Origin of the sequence: Bradyrhizobium sp. BLXBL-03 (assembly GCF_051853015.1) — a bacterium.
Taxonomy (GTDB): Bacteria; Pseudomonadota; Alphaproteobacteria; order Rhizobiales; family Xanthobacteraceae; genus Bradyrhizobium; species Bradyrhizobium manausense.
Map to the genome: position 1 here is coordinate 7,009,278 of NZ_CP182470.1, position 19,161 is coordinate 7,028,438.

At 58.0% G+C, this 19,161-nt stretch carries 25 protein-coding genes; 3 read left to right on the forward strand and 22 right to left on the reverse strand.

Annotation, left to right across the window (positions count from 1 at the left end; all coding sequences use genetic code 11):
• Positions 1 to 72: 72 nt before the first annotated feature.
• The 3 genes from ACNJX9_RS33420 to ACNJX9_RS33430 form a co-directional block, all read right to left on the reverse strand.
• A complete protein-coding gene (locus ACNJX9_RS33420; RefSeq protein ID WP_283037589.1) occupies positions 73 to 411 on the reverse strand; it encodes a (2Fe-2S) ferredoxin domain-containing protein in 339 nt (112 codons plus the stop codon).
• A gap of 223 nt (positions 412 to 634) precedes the next feature.
• Positions 635 to 868 (reverse strand): BolA/IbaG family iron-sulfur metabolism protein, encoded by a 234-nt coding sequence (locus tag ACNJX9_RS33425; RefSeq protein ID WP_057741104.1) that lies wholly within the window; start codon positions 866 to 868, stop codon positions 635 to 637.
• A 201-nt stretch (positions 869 to 1,069) separates the two neighbouring features.
• On the reverse strand, positions 1,070 to 2,206 hold the full coding sequence (locus tag ACNJX9_RS33430; protein WP_439410167.1) for a DegT/DnrJ/EryC1/StrS family aminotransferase: 1,137 nt from the start codon (positions 2,204 to 2,206) through the stop codon (positions 1,070 to 1,072).
• 143 nt (positions 2,207 to 2,349) lie between these two features.
• Here ACNJX9_RS33430 and ACNJX9_RS33435 point away from each other — a divergent pair, with 143 nt between their 5' ends.
• Positions 2,350 to 2,499 (forward strand): hypothetical protein, encoded by a 150-nt coding sequence (locus tag ACNJX9_RS33435; RefSeq protein WP_439406297.1) that lies wholly within the window; start codon positions 2,350 to 2,352, stop codon positions 2,497 to 2,499.
• 59 nt (positions 2,500 to 2,558) lie between these two features.
• On the opposite strand, the gene ACNJX9_RS33440 is transcribed toward ACNJX9_RS33435, so the two are convergent.
• The 11 genes from ACNJX9_RS33440 to ACNJX9_RS33490 form a co-directional block, all read right to left on the reverse strand.
• A complete protein-coding gene (locus tag ACNJX9_RS33440; protein WP_057741108.1) occupies positions 2,559 to 2,912 on the reverse strand; it encodes a DUF3024 domain-containing protein in 354 nt (117 codons plus the stop codon).
• Complete coding sequence (locus ACNJX9_RS33445; protein WP_439406298.1) at positions 2,909 to 3,163, reverse strand: nitrogen fixation protein NifZ; 255 nt, start codon at positions 3,161 to 3,163, stop codon at positions 2,909 to 2,911. The genes ACNJX9_RS33440 and ACNJX9_RS33445 overlap by 4 nt, the downstream gene beginning before the upstream one ends.
• Entirely contained in the window at positions 3,160 to 3,480 is a 321-nt protein-coding gene (locus ACNJX9_RS33450; RefSeq protein WP_057741158.1) for a nitrogen fixation protein NifZ, read from the reverse strand. The genes ACNJX9_RS33445 and ACNJX9_RS33450 overlap by 4 nt, the downstream gene beginning before the upstream one ends.
• Before the next feature lie 116 nt (positions 3,481 to 3,596).
• On the reverse strand, positions 3,597 to 4,127 hold the full coding sequence (locus ACNJX9_RS33455) for a hypothetical protein (RefSeq protein ID WP_057741113.1): 531 nt from the start codon (positions 4,125 to 4,127) through the stop codon (positions 3,597 to 3,599).
• Positions 4,128 to 4,463: 336 nt separating this feature from the next.
• Entirely contained in the window at positions 4,464 to 4,688 is a 225-nt protein-coding gene (locus ACNJX9_RS33460) for a 4Fe-4S binding protein (RefSeq protein ID WP_283037596.1), read from the reverse strand.
• A gap of 13 nt (positions 4,689 to 4,701) precedes the next feature.
• On the reverse strand, positions 4,702 to 6,240 hold the full coding sequence (nifB, locus tag ACNJX9_RS33465; RefSeq protein WP_439406301.1) for a nitrogenase cofactor biosynthesis protein NifB: 1,539 nt from the start codon (positions 6,238 to 6,240) through the stop codon (positions 4,702 to 4,704).
• Positions 6,241 to 6,552: 312 nt separating this feature from the next.
• Positions 6,553 to 7,419: an SIR2 family NAD-dependent protein deacylase gene (locus ACNJX9_RS33470; RefSeq protein ID WP_439406303.1), complete on the reverse strand. Its 867-nt coding sequence runs from the start codon at positions 7,417 to 7,419 to the stop codon at positions 6,553 to 6,555.
• A complete protein-coding gene (gene nifT, locus ACNJX9_RS33475; RefSeq protein WP_057741121.1) occupies positions 7,416 to 7,640 on the reverse strand; it encodes a putative nitrogen fixation protein NifT in 225 nt (74 codons plus the stop codon). Before nifT ends, ACNJX9_RS33470 begins: the two co-directional genes overlap by 4 nt.
• A complete protein-coding gene (gene nifS, locus ACNJX9_RS33480; RefSeq protein WP_057741124.1) occupies positions 7,637 to 8,833 on the reverse strand; it encodes a cysteine desulfurase NifS in 1,197 nt (398 codons plus the stop codon). The genes nifT and nifS overlap by 4 nt, the downstream gene beginning before the upstream one ends.
• Positions 8,808 to 9,137 (reverse strand): NifU family protein, encoded by a 330-nt coding sequence (locus ACNJX9_RS33485; RefSeq protein WP_057741127.1) that lies wholly within the window; start codon positions 9,135 to 9,137, stop codon positions 8,808 to 8,810. The genes nifS and ACNJX9_RS33485 overlap by 26 nt, the downstream gene beginning before the upstream one ends.
• A gap of 34 nt (positions 9,138 to 9,171) precedes the next feature.
• Entirely contained in the window at positions 9,172 to 9,492 is a 321-nt protein-coding gene (locus ACNJX9_RS33490) for a HesB/IscA family protein (protein WP_057741129.1), read from the reverse strand.
• A gap of 323 nt (positions 9,493 to 9,815) precedes the next feature.
• Here ACNJX9_RS33490 and ACNJX9_RS33495 point away from each other — a divergent pair, with 323 nt between their 5' ends.
• On the forward strand, positions 9,816 to 10,406 hold the full coding sequence (locus ACNJX9_RS33495) for a hypothetical protein (RefSeq protein WP_439406305.1): 591 nt from the start codon (positions 9,816 to 9,818) through the stop codon (positions 10,404 to 10,406).
• Between the two features lie 475 nt (positions 10,407 to 10,881).
• On the forward strand, positions 10,882 to 11,229 hold the full coding sequence (locus ACNJX9_RS33500; protein ID WP_439406306.1) for a hypothetical protein: 348 nt from the start codon (positions 10,882 to 10,884) through the stop codon (positions 11,227 to 11,229).
• 257 nt (positions 11,230 to 11,486) lie between these two features.
• Here ACNJX9_RS33500 and fdxB read toward each other — a convergent pair whose 3' ends face one another.
• From fdxB to nifD, 8 genes are all read right to left on the reverse strand, one after another.
• Positions 11,487 to 11,771 carry a ferredoxin III, nif-specific gene (fdxB, locus tag ACNJX9_RS33505; RefSeq protein WP_057741134.1) on the reverse strand — a complete coding sequence of 95 codons (285 nt, stop codon included), beginning with the start codon at positions 11,769 to 11,771 and terminating at the stop codon, positions 11,487 to 11,489.
• Between the two features lie 10 nt (positions 11,772 to 11,781).
• Complete coding sequence (locus ACNJX9_RS33510; RefSeq protein WP_057741135.1) at positions 11,782 to 11,982, reverse strand: CCE_0567 family metalloprotein; 201 nt, start codon at positions 11,980 to 11,982, stop codon at positions 11,782 to 11,784.
• 8 nt (positions 11,983 to 11,990) lie between these two features.
• Entirely contained in the window at positions 11,991 to 12,461 is a 471-nt protein-coding gene (locus tag ACNJX9_RS33515) for a NifX-associated nitrogen fixation protein (RefSeq protein WP_439406308.1), read from the reverse strand.
• An 11-nt stretch (positions 12,462 to 12,472) separates the two neighbouring features.
• Complete coding sequence (gene nifX, locus ACNJX9_RS33520; protein ID WP_439406309.1) at positions 12,473 to 12,868, reverse strand: nitrogen fixation protein NifX; 396 nt, start codon at positions 12,866 to 12,868, stop codon at positions 12,473 to 12,475.
• Positions 12,869 to 12,891: 23 nt separating this feature from the next.
• Positions 12,892 to 14,274: a nitrogenase iron-molybdenum cofactor biosynthesis protein NifN gene (nifN, locus tag ACNJX9_RS33525; protein ID WP_439406310.1), complete on the reverse strand. Its 1,383-nt coding sequence runs from the start codon at positions 14,272 to 14,274 to the stop codon at positions 12,892 to 12,894.
• Positions 14,275 to 14,284: 10 nt separating this feature from the next.
• The gene (gene nifE, locus ACNJX9_RS33530) at positions 14,285 to 15,913 is read right to left on the reverse strand and encodes a nitrogenase iron-molybdenum cofactor biosynthesis protein NifE (protein ID WP_439406311.1); all 1,629 of its coding nucleotides are present in this window, start codon (positions 15,911 to 15,913) and stop codon (positions 14,285 to 14,287) included.
• Positions 15,914 to 16,017: 104 nt separating this feature from the next.
• On the reverse strand, positions 16,018 to 17,577 hold the full coding sequence (gene nifK / locus ACNJX9_RS33535; protein ID WP_439406312.1) for a nitrogenase molybdenum-iron protein subunit beta: 1,560 nt from the start codon (positions 17,575 to 17,577) through the stop codon (positions 16,018 to 16,020).
• A 48-nt stretch (positions 17,578 to 17,625) separates the two neighbouring features.
• A complete protein-coding gene (gene nifD, locus ACNJX9_RS33540; protein ID WP_439406314.1) occupies positions 17,626 to 19,128 on the reverse strand; it encodes a nitrogenase molybdenum-iron protein alpha chain in 1,503 nt (500 codons plus the stop codon).
• Positions 19,129 to 19,161: the final 33 nt, after the last annotated feature.

Consider the following 19,161-nt stretch of genomic DNA (forward strand, 5'->3'; position numbering starts at 1 on the left):
GCGATGAGAGGGCCCCTTTCTGCGCTAACACCGATGCAACGCAGCCCGACTGACTTCATACCACACGCGGCGCTAACTCCGCGTCAGCACGATGACGAGGCGGTCGACACGGCGGCCATTTTTCAAATGGGAGTCAACAATCTCGTCAATGTCTTCCGGGCTACGCGGACGATACCAGACACCGTCAGGATAGACGACCATCAGGGGACCGGAGGCGCAGAACCCGAGACAGCCGGCTGCTGTGAGGCCGACATCGGTGAGGCCTCTCGCCTCGATCGCTTTGCCGAGCCGCTCCCACAGAGGTCCACCGCCTGCCGTCCCACAGCTGCCGTGCGGATGGTCCGGTGGGCGCTGAGTGTGGCAGGAAAAAACGTGATGCCGGTAGAGCTGCGGAAGTTCAAACTCGTTCATGTTGTTGTCCATGCTTCTAAAACCTCAAATGCACTGTCGTCCCAGTGGTGAGCTCATCCTCTCTCGACATATCGGGAGCAATCTCGCGGTCGCCGAGAGCTCCTGTTCGGACCAGAGCCGTAGGACGATCGCCGGTTCGAAACGTTGGATGGCACCTCCAGCACTGAGGCGCTGAATGTATTGTCCGGTCAGGTCACTCATTGAGTCTTTCCTTGCAGGCGGCTCATTTTGGAACGGTGGTTTTAAGCACAAGCGCCTGGAACGTGTCGGCCATCTTGCCCTTTAGCGCCTCATAGATCATCTGATGCTGCTGGATACGACTCTTTCCGGCAAAGGTCTGTGACACGATTCGTGCTCCACAGTAGCGCCCGGTGCCTCCGAGTTCGGTCACGATCACATCGGCGTCGGGAAACGCCTCGCGGATCAAGGCCTCGATTTCCGATCCAACCATCCCCATGGTCGCTCACTCCTGCTCTGGCACGGCTTCATGCAAGCTCCAAACCAACTGTAGCGACGGCCATCTGCCGAAAGAGTCCGCGACGGGGATGCTACTCCGACATTCGCCCTTGACGATCGAGCCGACGGACTGTCGCAGAGACAACAAGAATTCGTATCGATTGGCGAGACCATTGCCGGACTTGATGCATTTATAGGCTTCTCAGTAGATCGTCGCTCCGGCGCCCACATTGATCGAGGCGTCTTTCATGGTCTCGACGATGAACTCGATCTGGCTGTCGGTGAGATGCGTATGAAACGGTAGTGCGACGGCGCGATCGGAGATCTTTTCGATCACCGGCAGATCGCCGCGGCGGTATCCGAGATCGAAATAGTGCGGCTGCAGGTGAAGGGGACGGCTGTAGACGGCAACCTCGACTTGCCGGACGCGAAGATCCTCGACGACCGCATCGCGGCTGGAGCGCGTGAAACGCGTCCCGAGATGGACAACGTAGAGGAACCAGTTGACTTCAGTCGCGTCGGATTCGACATAGGGAGGTTTGATGCCTTCGAACGACTGCATATGCGTCGCATAAAGCTGCTCGATCAACCGGCGCCGCTCCAAGATCTCGTCGATACGCCTTAGCTGCGTAAGTCCCAGCGCAGCGGAAAGGTCGCTCATCCCGACCTGATATGGTGCCCCCGCACTGACGGAAACGGGAGAACGATCGCCCAGCCGATGCGAGCGGTGGCGACGTAGCGCCACCGCTAGCTCGATATCATCGCTAACCACTATGGCGCCCTCGCCGCAGGTCAGAAGCGAGGGCTGGGACAGATCAAACACGGCGACATCGCCGAAGGTGCCGACCAGTTGGCCCTTGTAGCGCGAGCCGATAGCCTCAGTGGAATCTTCCAGCAGCAGCAGATTGTGCCTACTGGCGACATCCTGTAGCTCCGACCAGGCTGCAGGATGCCCATTAATGTTGGCGGCGAGGATGGCGCGGGTCTTTGGCGTGATGCGTTCCTCGACTTTCTGCGGCGCGAGCGTCCCGGACCAATAGTCAATGTCCGCAAACACCGGCCGTGCACCCGCGAGGCTGATTGCATGCGCAGTTTCGCGATATGAATGGGAGGAGGCAACCACTTCGTCGCCCGCGGTAATGCCGCAAGCCTTCAAGCAAAGCAGAAGGCCAATGGTGCCGCTCGGTACCGCAACGGCATGGTTTCGCCCGAGATAGGCGGCAAATGCCGCCTCGAATTGTTCGGTGACCTCGCCGTTAGAGAGTCGCTGCGAGCACAACACGCGATCGACTGCTGCAATTTCGGCCCAGGTAATGTCGGGATCCGACAACGGAACCAATGGGCTATGTCCGGCTGCACGCGGCTCTTCGCCGGTCTCTGCAACACAGCCGTAGGTTAGCTGCGGACCGGTCACAGCTCGGCCGCCCGCTTGACCAACACAATGCCGGTCGCCCGGGCCAGATCGTCCGTGATCCGCGCACAATGATCGGCGACATCGAGCAAATGCAGGTCGAATGGCCCGATGCTGCGAAATGGTATTTCGGTGAGATCGGAGGGGTCGCATCGGATCCAGGCCAGATGCGGGTATCTCTTTCGCAACGCCGCATGAGCTTGAGATACATCATCGAATGACCCGAGCTCCTGCTCGATGTCCGCGATTTCGTCCGTTCCCAAAGCCATCCCTTGGCTCCTTATTGCCAGAACACGCGTTCCGGATCGGCGTTCAAGAGATCCGTCACCGCGGCCAAGCGCCGGTGGGTCGAGTGCAGCTTCCATACGCACTTCTTATGATCCTTTCGGAACACCTGCCAGCAGGCGCTTGCGCTGTTGTGGTGCAGCAGGGCCACGTCAATGATCCCGCCTTCGATGTCGATGTTGCGCGAGCAGCATGGACTTTCGATCAGGTAGCCGCCGGCAACTGCCGTGATGCTCGCTGAGACATAACGGTAGCGTTCTCTCGATTTTAGCGCGCGCTCGATTCGCATACGATCGATGTCGTTAGGGTGCGCGGGTCGTCCCGGATTTCTGGCTAAGCCCGCGATCATCTGTCCACTCCCGAAATCAAGCCAATTTCTCTTTCGAGGCAGCCGACGACCACTTTTTCACCAAACTCGACCAGATAGATCGGCAGGTTTGCGTCTGTGTGTCGGCCAACCTGGACGATCTTGCCGATATCACCGAGACGGACTAGGCGTCCCTCCGCTGGAGCATCGGGGAGGGACCCGTCATTGACCAGGTCGAACAACGCCTTTACGCGCTGGCCCCGCTGAAATTTTGGCGGCTCGGCTTTGATCATCGTGATTTAGCTCCCGGCAAGAGCAGGTCTTCGACCGTGTCGCGAGGCACGATCGGATCGAGTTCCTTGCGCTTCATGCCGACCCTGTTGCCGCTTTCGATGAATTGGACGCCGTAGATGTAGAACCGCTGCAGGAAAGTGCCGATCGACACGACGTAGCCGACCTCGCCCTTCCTGGCCAGGATGTCGCCGATCTCTTTGCCGGCGTAGGTGCCGTCATTGCGAATGGTGCGATTGGCCCGCACCTTCTCGCCAAAGTCGAAGACGGGTCCTGCCATCAGCTCGACGACGTCATCATCAGGAACACTGGTGCGCATGCCGGGGTCCTCGTTCTGGTTCGAAGGCAAGTCGCGACCGCGCAACCTCGCGTGCTAGCCTGTATGGGTCGTCGACAAGGTTCATAAGGTCCAGCCAGTTTTGTGCCGCGCCGATGTCAATCATCGTCTTGAAACATGTGTTCAAGCACACGTAGGAGAACCTTGGCACCGATCTTATCAGTGGGATCGAGCTCCAGTAGCTTTTGGATAGCTATCCGCCCTTCCTCGGTTCGACCGAGCCGCATTTGCAAATAGGCATATCCTTTCAGCGAGAATAGAAAGAAGCGCGGCAGAGTATTTTCATAACAGCCGAATGCCGCGTCACCGGCACGGACAATGCGCCAGTCCGACGAAAGATTGTTCACCTCGGCCGCCTTGATTATGCAGCGCTGAGCGACCTCCAGCGCCTCGGCGAGACGCGCCTTGTAGAAATAGAAGCGAAAGAGGCCGATCAGCACTGCGGCGTGCTCTGGTGCGAGTGCCTCCGCCTGGCGCAAGTGGCCTTCGGCGACCTCATCGAGATGATAGAAGAGGCTCGCCTCCCATAGGTGATGCTCGGCCTCGCTCGGCAGTCCATCTCCGAGCAAAGTGCTGCTGAGGAGCGCCTCGTTGATCTCCGATTGCGGGCTGAACAGAGCTTCTGGCATCGGTGGCAGCCCCTTACATTCAATAGTGCCCGTTGGAGATCTGCTTGTGATCTGGCAATACGAACCCGGTTCGCTTCGGCCCATCTGGCAAGTCAGTCGTCGCACTGTCGCACAGCTGCGGGCTCTCCCGGAGCGGCTCAACGCGTGCGTTCCTGACCTTGGCATCAAGGTCCCCCGGCTCTTCTATCAGGCTCACCCCACAGGCAAGTCCTGAACATGCGCCCGGGCTAATCGCCAGGCAAAGGTCGCAGCAGGAGCGTCTCTCAGACCGGAGCATCAAGCGGGCAATTCGTCGCACCGCTCCTATACTCCTAACGTTCATGTCCTGTCCTCCGCTCAAGCGGGCTCCTGGTAGCGCGCAAGCGAGGTGTCGATGACACAAGTGTTGTCGACTGGGCAGACCGCCACGCATTGCGGCTCGTCAAAATGGCCGATGCATTCGGTACATTTTTTTGGATCAATCACGAACGTTCCGCCCTTCTCCGCGATCGCGACGTTCGGGCATTCTGGCTCGCAGGCCGAACAGCCTGTGCACTGAGAGGCGATGATCTTGAACGGCATTGGTTTTCTCATCTCACACCGCGGAAGTCAGCGCCCGCGGGCGGATCGCAGCATCACCACGTTCTTCATGTTGGATCGTGCCGCTGTTGACCCTGTCGAGATAGGCCTCGAACCAGGCGATCGTTGCCTTATCGATTGGCTCATGAGCGTACTGATCGACCGGCTCGACGCCGGCTTTGATCAATTCGGCACTGGGGCGGCCGCCAATCTTGGCGATGAACACCGCATGGCAATCGCTAACAGCCTCGATGATGGTCGCAAGCCTTCCTTCCTCCGCATAGCCTCCCTGGCAGTACAGATCGACGCGTCGATGGCCAACGAATTTGGCACCGCCGCTGGAGAGCTCATAGACCTGGAACTCCTTGGCATGCCCAAAGTGTTCGTTGATCAGGCCCGCCCCTTTCGTCGCGACCGCCACCAGCAGCTTAAGGTGGCTACCGTTATTTGCGCGTTTCGTAAGGTCGGAGGGCTTCGCAGCGGTCTTGGCGGCGCGCTCCTCCTCGAGTTTGGCCTGGTAGCCCTTGCGGCGCTCAACATCGTATTTGACATTCATCTCCACGATTTTTTCGGTGGTGAACTCCGCGCGACGGTCTTCGCCGAGGAGGCCGACCGCATCGGCCCGACACTGACGGCAGTGGCGCATCATGCGAATCTCACCCTCGCAGCCATCCTGCAATGCCTTCAATTCCCGCGCGGTCGGGCCGCGCTGGCCATTCAAACCGAACACGGTGCCGTGTTCGGGTGAGGAAATCAAAGGCATGATATTGTGCAAGAAAGCACCGCGCGACTTCACAGCTTTGTTGACCTCGAGGAGGTGCCGATCGTTTATCCCGGGGATCATGACGGAGTTGACCTTGCAGAGGACCCCGCGCGCATCGAGCATCTCCACCCCCTGGAGCTGGCGATCGGTGAGAATCTTTGCAGCTTGGATGCCTGTATAGCGTTTGTGCTTGTAGAAGATCCAGGGATAGATCTTTGCCCCGATCATGGGGTCGATCATGTTGATCGTGATCGTGACGTGCTCCACATTGAATTTTTTGATGGTGTCGACATGATCGGGTAATGCCAGACCGTTCGTTGATAGGCACAGCTTGAGATCGGGCGCGGCCTCTCGGACGAGCTCGAACGTCTTGAAGGTCCTTTCGGGGTTGGCGAGGGGATCGCCAGGACCGGCGATGCCGAGCACGGTCATTTGCGGAATGGTAGAGGCGACCGCCACGACCTTCTTAGCGGCCTGTTCTGGCGTCAGCCTCTCGCTGACTACGCCGGGACGCGATTCATTAGCACAATCATATTTTCGGTTGCAGTAGTTGCACTTGATATTGCAGGCCGGCGCGACCGCGACATGCATGCGCGCATAGTGATGATGCGCTTCCTCACTGTAACAGGGGTGGTTTTTCACCTTCTCCCATGTCTCGGCAGGCAGATCGTTGCGGCTCGCCTGCGAGCCGCAGCCAGCCGTGCCGCAGCCCTTTTTCTCGGCAATCACCTTCGTGATTTCGCCGATCTCAATAGCGCTGCTCGATGCTTCCTGTTGCGTTGGAGCATCCATCTGCCCAGTTCTCCCTTCAGACCTGACAAGCTTCGTGTCTCCAGGTCTTAGCAACCGGCGTGCCATGGTCGCGGCACGCGAGTTTTATTGGTCGCGTTCAATGAGTTACAAAACGCACGGATGTTGTGTTGCCGAGGTATGTTGGAAAGACGACATGCCTTGTTGCTAGGACGGCACGCAGTGGCGCGTCAGCAGAGATGTTGATCTGTCACCCTCGTTTCCCTCTGATTTGCTAGAAGGACCGCTCATCAGGCGGCGGCGATGCCGGGAGGAAAGTTCCCTTTCCGACTGCCGCAAAATCGACTGCGTCCCCTAACTGGTCTGGAGGATCTCGACGGCATGAGCGAGCGGAATTGCGAGTGGCCTCACGCCCTGCTCGAGCAGAAAGCGGCGCTCATTCTTGGAGAGCGTGTCAGGCTCGATCACCGCGTAGTGTACATCGCAGGAACGCTTTAACACCTGTCGCGCATAGGTACGCAGAAGCTGATCGTCGAAGCGGCAACCAAGAAATAGGAAGCTGCGGCCGGTGCGGCGATCCCTGACCTCCTCCGGAATCGGCGTCTGTATGTCGATTTCGGTTAGCACCTCAACATAATCGCCATCGGAGACAAGGAAATTCTTGGCCGGGGCGACGCCGCCGTGTGGCTTGTAAAGAATCGTTTTCCACCCTCTTGCCGAAGAGCAGTCGACTTCAGTGCCTGCGGCGTCATAGAAGCGGTACCAACGATGCTCACTAAGGCCGGCGCGGGTGGTTCCCTGGACCTCGCCCCAATTGCTGCGTCCAGTCAGGGCGTTTCTCATCGCGCCATCGTACCAGCTATCGACGATCAGCGGCAGCGGCAGCCCTGCGAGATGCCGCCGTAACTGCGCCGGCTCGACCGGCGTGTTAAAGGCGTCCGCCATCATCGCTGTCAGGGTGGTGCGGTGCCTCGTGGTCTCAATGTGCTGTGCACAGGCCCAGGCGTTCCCGCTCGTGCGTCTTGGCAACGCCAGCCTGCTGCCGAAGAATGCCGCTAGATCCTCGAAACTTATCGGTACACTCGCGTTCGACAACTCCGCTAGGCCGGGTCCAAGATAGGGAACAACGTTGCCGCGACGAAGCTCCTCGGCAACCTTGCGGAGCATGGCTTCGGCCGCTGGCCGATTAACGAACTCGATTGATGGATTGAGCGCGTTCATGCCTCTTCGCGGTCGCCGCCACGCTTCCTTGCGTTGACTGTGATGGGCAAGGTTGTGTCGCTCGTCATCGGCGGGAGATCGAGCACCCAGCCATTGGCTATTCTGATCCAGCCGCCCCACAACGTCTCGTGCTCAGATTCAACAATCGGCTCTTCAAGATCCTTCTTGGGCACGTAAATCGAAAGACCGGCTTCAGGTGAACGACGAATAATGACCTTCATTGGATAGACTCGTTGAATCGAGAGATAGACCTTGCACGCCCCGGCACCTCAAGTGATGCCCCTCTCAGCTTCGCAATGATCTTCCGGAGCATAACAAGGACACGATCGATCTCTTCGCTCGTGGTATCACGAGACAATGAGAAGCGGATCGCGCCGCGTAACAGGGTCGACGGTACGTTCATTGCGCGCAGCACATGCGACGGCTCCATAGAGCCGGACCCACAGGCTGATCCTAACGACACTGCAATACCGTCGCGATTTAAATGATGAATGATTGCTTCACCTTCCAGATTTTCAAAGGCGATATTTGAGGTGTTCGGTAGGCGGTTCTCTTGGTCGCCGAGCACCACGCAATTGCCGAACTCCAGGACGCCGTGTTCCAACCGATCGCGAAGCGCTGCTATTTTCATCCACTCCCGTCCGGCCTCCACAGCAACGAGCTCGGAAGCCTTACCGAGCCCGATGATGCCGGGCACGTTCTCGGTGCCGGAGCGCCGGCGGCGCTCCTGGGGGCCGCCGAAGATCAGCCGCCTGAACTTGGTGTCTTTGCGCACATAGAGGGCTCCGATGCCTTTTGGCCCATGCAGCTTGTGACCGGAAAGCGACAGCATGTCGATCTCTGTCGTCTTCACGTCGATGGGGATTCGCCCCACGGCCTGCACCGCATCAGTGTGGAAAAGTGCTCCGACGGAGCGCGCCATCTTGGCGAGAACGTCGACCGGAAAGATTGTGCCGGTCTCATTGTTGGCCCACATGACGGAGGCAACCGCGGTACGCGGCGACAGCGCGCGGCGATAGGCGTCAATGTCGAGTCGGCCGGCACAATCGACAGGAATTAGATGACACTTGTGGCCGCGACGGACGAGCTCGTCTGTAAGCGACAGCACGGCTGGATGTTCCACAGCTGTGGTGACAATCTCGTCCCGTTGCTCCTGCACGGCGAGCGCCGAGAGGATCGCCGTATTGTCTGATTCGGTACCGCCTGAGGTAAACACGACCTCGTGATGAAAAGCGGAACCGATCAGCGCCTGCACACTCCTGCGAGCCTCTCTTATGCTTTCTGCGACCTGCCTTCCCACCGCATGTGCGGAGGAGGCATTGCCGAATTGCTCGGAGAAAAATGGCAGCATCGCCGCGACGACGGACGGATCCGCGCGTGTGGTCGCGTTATTGTCCAGATAGATCGGCCGCACGGTGCGTCTTCCTCCTTGTCCCGTGTCCGGTTCTGGCGACCGGGATCAGGCTGACAAATCCGCCTAGCCGCTCGATCAACCGCTCCTGGATACCTTCCAGGGTCACACTCGCGAGCTTGCAGAAGAGGCAGGCGCCTGTGAGCTTAACCATGATCTTGTTGCCATCGATGCCGACAAGCTCGCAATCTCCGCCGTCACCCTTCAGATTGGGCCGAATTTCGTCAAGCACGGCGCGGACGATCTGCTCCCGTCCGGACGACTCTTTGGTCGCCGATTGTCTTGATTGTTGAGTCTCGACGAGCATTTCCCGGTTCTCTGCAATCTTCGCCAAGTCGGCGTTAGCTAAATGACTTGCCACATGAGCAGCTCGACTTTGCATTGGGATTGTCAAAGGTGAAACCGGAGCCCTCCAACTCCACCACGAAATCGATCGTGGTTCCGGCAAGCTGCTCGTGACTGTTGTAGTCGATAAACAGCTTGATGCCCCCTTTCTCGATCACGGTATCGTCGGGCTTCGGCGCCGGGGCAAGTCGCATGGTGTACTTGAACCCGGCGCAGCCGCCACGTTCGACCATAATCCGTAACCCGCTCGCAGGCTGCGCGGCCGTAGAGATCGCGTTCTTCACCGCATTTTCCGCGCTCTCTGTCAGCTTGATCATCGCTTTCCCTCTTGCGCCAACTTGGCGATAACGTTGGCAAGTCCCATGCCAGCACTCGCACTCCTGATAGCGCTTGGCTTTTGCAGATCTGGCCTGTTCGCGTTGCGAGGCGTGTCGGGCTTGCGACACAAGGGTTTGCTGCTTGGGAAGAGTTTGTCGCGATCTCTGCACTGACGGACACGCTTGTCTACTTAAGCACAGCCGAACGATTGCCGTTGAGTTTGCTGCAGGCGTTTGCAACCGGCAAGCAATTTGCATACGGAGCAAGGCGTATTCCCGCTGTGCGATATCTGCACCGGCCGCATCGAAATGAGGAGAATTTCATGACGTCCATCGACAACACCGTTCTTGGCCGACTAGACAAGGAGGGCCGTTTGCTAAATGCGGTGCTTAAGGGTGAGACCACGAAGCCTGGCCGTTTCGGCTTCCGCGGCGATATCGCGCTAAAATTCCAGGCTCAGGTTGCCGACGAGAAGCGTCCTCCCGACTATTCGGTCGAGCAGGTATTGACCGTAGCGGACGAGGGAGAAACAGCGATCCCAGTCCTGGCCGGCTACCTGCATTCTTTCGCCTATCTTGCGGATGCCGCAAAAGTGCTGGACGGCGCATTGAGCCAGAACGGCAGCTACTTCATGTTCTGCAACAACATCGATCTATCGGCGAAATACCGTACGAAGATCGGTGACATCACATTCCGCGTACTGCCTTGTGACGAATCGACAGTATGGAAGGAGATGATGGATCTCGCTGGAGTCGACAAGAACGACATCAAGAAGCTAAATACTGCCGGCAAGCTCGACTATCTGCTCGATGCTGCCAAGAACGTCGACGCACTTTACGATGAACTCTCATACGACGAAGGCCTCGCCAAGATGACGCCTGTGAAGAACCGCAACGAGAACCGTCCTGTCTAACGTATCGTGTCAGATTTCTCGACTGCTCTCGTGGTGCCAATCGCGCGGGTGACAGTGGATTTTTCCGCTGGGCTAGAACAAGCAAATCGACATTGTGAAACCTCCTTGCAAGCAAGGTGCGCCCTGGTGCAAATTGCCGTTTTTAAATTCGTCACTCAAGACGGCTGGCTGGAGCGGCCCGATCACGAAAATGTCCGTCCGCGTCCAGGCTCCGCGACGTCGATTTTTTTGCGTCAAGGAAGGGAGTGCGAAGACGGGCGAGGCGCCGGTACACGTTCTGCTTGCCGCGACTAGGTTCGAGTTGCGGGCCTTAAGCAAGCCGTTCAACTTTGTCCTGTGGTCCCAGGCAAATTTCAAAAAACGGATCTTCACCGCAGGCATGTCACGCCTTGGCGCGGATGATCGCGCGGCCTGACGGGGCGAGTACCCCACCTGAGACTTAGACCGTGACGCGACTATCGGAACCATGGTCGCTATGACTGATCTGCTGCGTGGGAAACTCAACGAAATGGTAACTCTGATCAAGACCACTCGGGATGGCCGTAAGCTTGAGGTCGTCGGGCTCGCAATCATGCTTGGGGGCAGACTTGAGACGGACGAGCTCATTGAAGTCAAGAATCATCCATATCGCCGAGTGATTCTCGCTACAGTGCCCGAGGCCACCCACATGGCTGGCCGCGTCCCGCTGACGCGCGAGGAAGCGAAGCTCGTTCTCGCCGCTTTAAATAAGGCCGAGGCCGATATGCTCGGCGATCCCGCCGCTATCCACGAGCGGTTTCGCATTGCTGCGATGAGGAAGGCACATGAACAGGGGATCGAGTAGCAAGAGTTGATCTGTCTTTCGGACTCTGAATTCAATTACGCCGAGCGCCGAGTTCCCTGCCTGCATACTGAATCGCCGCGGGCCAGCCCCGCGATGGCGCAGAATCGTCCGCCTCCTTCTTGAATTTGGTGCAAGCCGAGCCGCCGGCAGAGGCGAAACAATGTCGCTCGTACTCTCAGAGAAGCTTCCAGGCGTTCACAGGCTTGGGCCACCGCAGAAGACCCCTAAGAACATGACGCCTCAAGCGACAATTGGATTCAACTGGCTGGAGCGTGGGTCTGGCAGTTGGCCGGGCACACCCGTGCGCAGGCACCGCAGCCGATGCACGCTCCGTCATCATTCAGCACCATGACCTTCTTCTCGACCTCGTCGTCATCGTCTTCGAGATCGACCATTTCGCCGGCCTCGTTAATGCCCTTCAGCATCATGACCTGGCGCCCGCACACCTTGTAGCAGCGGCCGCAGCCAATGCATTTCTTGGGATCGATAGAAGTCAGATACTCGGGCTTCCAACTACGGCCGTCGCGAGTTGCAAATGACATGTCAAGACTCTTATACTTTTTCTTGCGCCTTGAGATCCTCGCGCTTGCGCTCTAGCTCGTCGAAGGCGTCGTGGACCTGTTGGGCAACGCTAAGGATCGAGGTCCAGTTGGCCGGCAGTCCCTCGGCTAGATCGTGGAGATCCATCTTTGCTTGAGTAGCCTTGACCGAGAGCTTCTTGATGTCGGCTTTCAGTGCTTCAAGATTGCTCATTTATCACCTCAGTAGTTCGCAACGTCCGGGAACCTGCGGATCATCTCGATTCCCTTGTCGACATATTTGTCACCTTCCGTAACCAGCTTTGCGAGATTGTCAAAACCGAAACGATGCACGTCGCGCAGTTGCTTGTTTACAACAATGAGCCGACCGCCAATGAGCACTATGCGGCCAAAGCCTTCATGGTGCATTTTCAGCATCGGCGAGATCATCACCCCGGTGGCCCTCTCGATGGACACCGCAACGGCGTTGAAGAACAATTCCAATCGCCAGATCGTGTCCGGATCGGGATCGCCGACGATCGGCAAAGCGCGGCGCTTCTCCCTGTCGAGAATATAAGGCTCCAGCAGCTCGAGATCGCTTTTTCCATCCCACGCGCCGTGGCCGTCCTCGGCGCGCCAGATCTTGACAAGCTTCTTCACGAAGGGCGCCTCCCCCGCGGGGCGGGTTTGAATCAATTCAAGCGTCTCGTTCATAGTCCTGTCCCTCAGTCCTCGAAATCGAACGAGCGTTTGTGGCCTTTGGCAAGCACCTTGCGTAACCAAGGTGGCGGCGAGCCCTTCAACACACCTTCGAGCTTGATGCAGAGATCGTCGATTGCTTCGGGCTGGCTCACTTTCATCGGATGGATGTTATTTGCCACGACACGCGCTGCACCGGAGCCGCCGATCGCGGCAACGTAGAGGATGGCGCAGTCTTTGATGGCATCGATCTTCGGTGCTAGCTTGTCCTCATTGCCGTCCTCTTTAAGATCGCCGTCGAACTGGATGGCCTCGATCAAGTGGTGCCCCTCGGGCCTCACCTCATAGATGGCGATGTTTTTGGCCCAACCAAAATGTGCATCGACGCGCTTCAAATCCTGGGTGGCGAATGCGACTTTCATCGGCTCTGATTCCTATTCTTGCATCAGTTCAGCTGCGGTGGAACGGCACGCAGACCGGCGCCGTTGATTTTCCAAGTTGCCGGTGTCGGCTGGTGGTTGTCCTCGCGGTCAGCAATGATGAGGTTGGCGAGGTCAAAGATCAGCTCGCGCGTGCCGCGATAGCTGACGCTCATCTGGTGAGCTGCACCGAGGCGGTCGAACATCGGAAAGCCGGCCCGGTAGAACGGAATATCCAACCGTGCTGCCGCTTGGCGGCCGTGCGAGTGGCAGATCAGGAGATTGCAGTCCCGCGCCTTGGCAAGCTCCTCCAGATCTTCGAGGTCACCAATAACAACCTCTTGGGCCTTGACGCGTTCGAGCACCGGAGATGCCGTAGTCGTCACTGCAGCGGTCACCTCAGCGCCCATCTCATGCAGCATGCTGGAGATGTCGAACAAGAGGTCTGGCTCGGCCCCAATCGCGAGCCTTCGACCTCCGATATGGAAATGCGCATCCAGCATGGCGTCCGCTAGCTGGCCACGCTGCCGGCGATATTTTGCCGGCACCGGCTTGCCGCTGATCTCGCTCAGAAACGTCACGAATTCATCACTGGGGACGAGGCCACAGAGCCGCTCGAATAGCCGGAACGGCGCGCCAGTCTTCGCCTGCATCGCTTCGGCCGCGCGGCGCATCTGCGCTCCGATGGCGATCGTCCAGACCCCCTGCCCCATGGTCGCGATCTCGTCGACCCCAATCCCACCGATCGTAGTCGGCGTGAAATCATCGGGGATGTGACCGTCGAGCGACCCGGAGATATCCGGCAGGATCGAGGGCCTCAGCCCAAAATCCTCGAAAATCGTCCTTAGCTCATCAAGATCGCCAGGGGTGAGGTGGCAACCAGGCAGGACGTTAACGCGCGAGCAATCGCGCGGCGCAGCCGGATCGACCGGGTCGACAAGCACCTCAACCAGTCGCGCCACGGTCTTTGCCCAGCCATCCTGAAACGCATCCTTGAAATCCGGCGTCGAAACGTAGACGAGCGGGAACTTTTCGAGATGCGGATGATTTTGCCGAATAAGGCGAATGAACGCCTCGACGTCATCGCCCTTGGTCTCGGTGACGCCTGTCGAACTGATGCCGATAATTTCGGGCTTAACGCGTTTGTAGATATTGAGGACCGCCTGCTCGACATTCTCATAGCCCCCGAGCACGGTCGAAACCTCGCTCATTGCAGTGGTCTGCAAGGGCACCGCCTCCTTGAAATGACGGACAAAGAGGGTCAAGCCGAAAGACGTGCAACCTTGCGAACCGTGTAAGAGTGGCATCGCACCGCGAAGTCCCAAGAAGGCGAAAGCGCCGCCGATCGGTTGGCTCATCTTCAGCGGGTTGATCGTGCAGGCCTTGTTGGAACAGGTAACGATCGCCATAGCTTGCACCCTACTCCGCCGCCTGCAGCGCGGACATCGGCTGGGGCGGCACGGAAGCGTGGGTATCCTGCGGCATGGCACCGACAGTGGTCGACCCGTGAGTGGGAATGCACTCCTCGATGATGCTGAGCTCGACGGTCTTGCGCGAGCGCGTTCTCTTGGCGTAAGGGGCCCTCGCCGCACCGAGCAAGGTCGGCGTGCCCCCTGCGGCCGACACGTCCACTTGCGCAAGCGCCTTTGCTTGCCAGTTGATCTCCGCCTCATCCCACGGCGCGGGCCTACGGAGCTGATCCCATATCGGATTGTAGAGCGCCTTATCGACCTCTTCCATCAGCTTCACGATGCCGACATAGCCCATATAGGCGTGGCAGCGCTCCTGATTGATGTCGAGCCAGGGCGTCGCCGCCTTCAGGGCGACGAACTGCGACTTTCCGCCCGAAAGCATGATATCTGCTTCCGCCCCCTTGAGCATCTTGTACATTTCGCGTGGCGTAAGATCCTCGATCATGTGGGCATCATGGCCCACCAATTTTTGAATGCGCTCCTTGTCTTCGCTGGTCGATTTATTGACCGAAGTACCAACGATCTCGAGCCCTGCTTCCTGCAGAGCCGCGACCACCGACCATGACTTCACGCCGCCAGTGATGAGCAGAACCTTCTTGCCAGCAAAGCGCGGCTTGAAGCGCTCGATCGCAGCCCAGGCCTTTGCTTCCTCGCGTGCGACTGCAGCCTCGGTGCGCTCCATCAGCTGGGGCGGTGCGCCGCGTTCGATCAGCATGCGCGCGATCTTTCGCAAGGCGTCGCTAGTGTCCTGGATGCCGTAGAATGATCCCTCGAAGAATGGGATGCCGTAACGCTCCCTCATCTTGCTCGCGACATTGATCATGGCCTTGGAGCACACCATCATGGCGGCGCGCGCCCGATGTGAGCTGGCGACCTCGCGATATTTACCATCGCCGGAGATACAGGACAGGATACGAATGCCGATTTCGTCGAGCAGCGGCTTGATCTGCCAGAGCTCGCCGGACAAATTGAATTCGCCGATGAGATTGATATCGTAAGGCGTTGTGCAATCTGGCTCCTGCGTGCCAATCACGTATTCAAGCAGCGCTTCACCCGCAAGCTTGCTGCCCAGGTTCTTCGAACCGACAAATCCCGGCGAATTGACGGGAATGACGGATTTACCGAACTTGGCCGACGCGATCTTGCAGACAGCATTGATATCGTCGCCGATCATGGCCGGCACGCAGGTCTGGTAGACGAAGATCGCCGCGGGATCATACTTTGCGATGATTTCCTTTATCGCTTTGTACAGCCGCTTCTCGCCACCGAACACGACATCGATCTCATGCATGTCGGTCGTAAAGCTTCTGCGCCAGAGATCGGACCCTGAGGAGGCGGAGCCGCGATTGTCCCAGGAATTGCCTTCGCACGCGATGGGGCCGTGAACGAGATGAGCGACGTCGGTAAATGGCTGTAGCGCAATCTTGGCGCCATCAAAGGCGCAACCCCCGGCGGCCCCGCCCGGCTGCAGCTGCTTGGTGCAGCCTTTCTTGCGTGCAGCCTCCGACTTGTTGGCGTTCTTGGCGCAGTTCGGCTCATTAAAGACATTCTGGATCGTGGCCGAGAGCGAAGTCACGGCTATCTCCTTCCGCGGATGGTTTGTGGGCCTGGCAACGGTCGAGGTGTAGATCCCCACCTCACGGCCGCGACACGCGGCGATGAGGCGGAGACACCCTCACATCAGCGGATGATGTCGAAGCTGTAGTCTGTTTTACCGACTACGTTGGTGTTCTTGTCCATCTCCTCAAATATCCTGTCGAGTATCTTCACCAGCACATTCATGCCGCCCTGGTAGCCCCACACCGGATAACGGTGATGATGGTGACGATCGAACACGGGAAAGCCGATGCGGATCAGCGGCGTACCGGTGTCGCGCTCCAGATACTTGCCGTAGGTGTTGCCGATCAGAAAATCGACCGGCTCGGTGAACAGCAGCGAACGCATGTGCCAAAGGTCCCTGCCTGGATAGGCATGACAGTCCTGGCCGAACTGCGAACTGGCAAATAGCGCCTGCATCTTCTCTTCCCAGGCCTTAGTTCCGTTGGTCGATAAGACGTGAGTGGGTTCGGCACCGAGCTCGAGCAGGAAGCCTGCTAAACCATAGCAAAGGTCTGGATCGCCATAGATTGCGAACTTCTTACCGTGAAGATGTGCGCTGGAATCCGCCATGGCGTCGACCAGACGACCGCGCTCCTGCTCCAGGCCCGTCGGGATTGCTTTTCCGGTAATGCGCGACAATGTCATCAGGAAGTCGTCGGTCGCGCTGACGCCGACCGGATGGTTGAACGCAACGACTTGCTGGCCATGGGCCTCGATGAAAGGCAGCGTCTTCTCCGTACAATATTGCTGCATGGAGACGGTCGCCTTGGCATGGATGGCATTTGCGGCGTCTTTCAGCGTAGTCCCGCCGTCATACATGCGGAACTCACCGTCGGTCGGCGTGTCGAACACATCGCTGTTATCAGCGAGGATCGTGTACTCGATGCCCATCAACTCAAAAATGCGCTTTATTTCGCGGATATTGCCTACAGTGTAGCCGTCGAAGCCGCCGATGAAGTTGATCTTCTCGTTCGGCTGGCGCTCGAGCTTTGGCTCAGAACCAGCTTTGCCGTCCCAGAAATGCTCGATAATACCTTTCAGGGCGTTGTCATAACCGGTGACATGACTACCGACAAAAGCGGGCGTATGAGCGAAGGGAACGTCGAACTCGGACGGAACCGATCCTTTTTCTTTCGACGTCTTGATGAAGGCGTTGAGATCGTCGCCGATCACTTCCGCCATGCACGTGGTCGAGACCGCGATCATCTTCGGCTTGTACATGTTGTAGCTGTTGGCCAACCCGTCGATCATGTTATTAAGACCGCCGAATACAGCTGCATCTTCGGTCATCGACGAGGAAACACAGGACGTTGGTTCCTTGAAGTGTCGCGACAAGTGGCTTCGATAGTAGGCGACGCAGCCCTGAGAGCCATGCACGAAAGGTAACGTGCTCTCGAATCCGACCGAGGCAAACACGGCACCCAACGGCTGGCAAGCCTTGGCCGGATTAATGGTCAGTTCCTCGCGCGCGAAGTTCTTTTCGCGATATTCGGGGGTTTTGGCCCATTCGCGGATACGTTCGACCTCCGCGGGATCATGCGCATTCTCGAAAAGCGCTCTCTTGTTCGCCAGCATTTGCTGGTATTCGGGCCCTCGGAACAGCTCGAAATGATCGAGCACGTTTTCGGCATTCTGTGTCATCGTGGCGTCCTTGTTGGATTCGTGTTCGATCGTCCTGAACTGGCGTACTTATTCCGCCGCCATCAGGGTCGGACGCGGGGCATCCTTCCAAGGTGCTCTGGTCTTCTTCCAGATGGGCGAATTGATTGCCATATCCATATCGCGGGCGAAGATCGCGAACCCATCGTAGCCATGATAAGGGCCCGAATAGTCCCAGGAGTGCATCTGTCGGAACGGCACGCCCATCTTCTGGAATACGTATTTCTCCTTTATGCCAGAACCAACAAGATCGGGTTGGATCTTCTCGACGAAGCGCTCGAATTCGTAACCAGTGACGTCGTCGTAAATCAATGTTCCGTCCTTGACGTAATGCTGGGCGGTGCGCTGATAATCGTCGTTGTGACCAAACTCGTAGCCGGTCCCGACAACCACCATACCGAGGTCCTCATAGGCGCCAATCACGTGTCGAGGCCGCAAGCCGCCAACGAAGAGCATCACGGACTTGCCTTCTAGCCGCGGCCGGTACTTGGCGATGACAGCATCCATGAGTGGCTGGTATTTGGAGATGACGCGTTCGGCTCCCTCCTTAATCTTGTCGTCGAAAAAGGCCGCGATCTTACGCAGCGATTCGACGATTTTTGATGGACCAAAGAAGTTGTATTCGCACCAGGGAATGCCGAACTTCTCCTCCATGTGGCGAGAGATGTAATTCATCGAGCGATAGCAGTGCAGGATGTTCAGCTTCGCCTTTGGCGTCGCTTCAAGTTCGGCAAGGCTACCGTCGCCCGACCACTGCGCAATCACGCGCAGGCCCATTTCCTCAAGGAGGATGCGAGATGACCAGGCGTCGCCGCCGATGTTGTAGTCCCCGATGATGGCAACGTCATAGGGCGTGGATTCGAATCGCCGCTCTGCCTCCGGGGTGATGTTGTCGAACACCCAGTCGCGTACGGCATCGTTAGCGATGTGGTGACCCAGTGACTGCGATACGCCGCGGAAACCTTCGCAGCGCACGGGCACGATAGTCTTGCCGCCGTATTCCTTCGACTTTGCCCTCGAAACTGCCTCTATGTCATCCCCTATCAGGCCGATCGGACATTCCGACTGGATGGTGATTCCGCGGCTGAGCGGGAATAGGTCCTGGATCTCGTCGATGACCTTGACGAGCTTCTTGTCGCCGCCGAAGACAATGTCCTTTTCCTGGAAGTCGGAAGTGAACTGCATCGTTCCAAAGGTATCGATACCGGTGGTGCCAACATAATAGTTGCGTCGCGATCCCCAGGAATACTGGCCGCAACCGACGGGGCCATGGCTAATGTGGATCATGTCCTTGATCGGCCCCCACACCACGCCCTTCGAGCCGGCATAGGCGCAGCCTCGAATGGTCATTACGCCCGGGATCGATTTGAGATTGGACTTAACACCGCAGTCGGACTTACCAACTTCGTGCACATTAAGGTGCTTGGCACGCCGTTTGGCGGTCTTCTCGGGATAGACCTTCAAGACTTCGTCAATCAATTGCTTATTGCGGGCCTTGATCTCTGCGACGCTCTGGGTGGACGCCAGGCTCATGCGAATATCCTTCTGATTGCTCTCTGTGGCTTC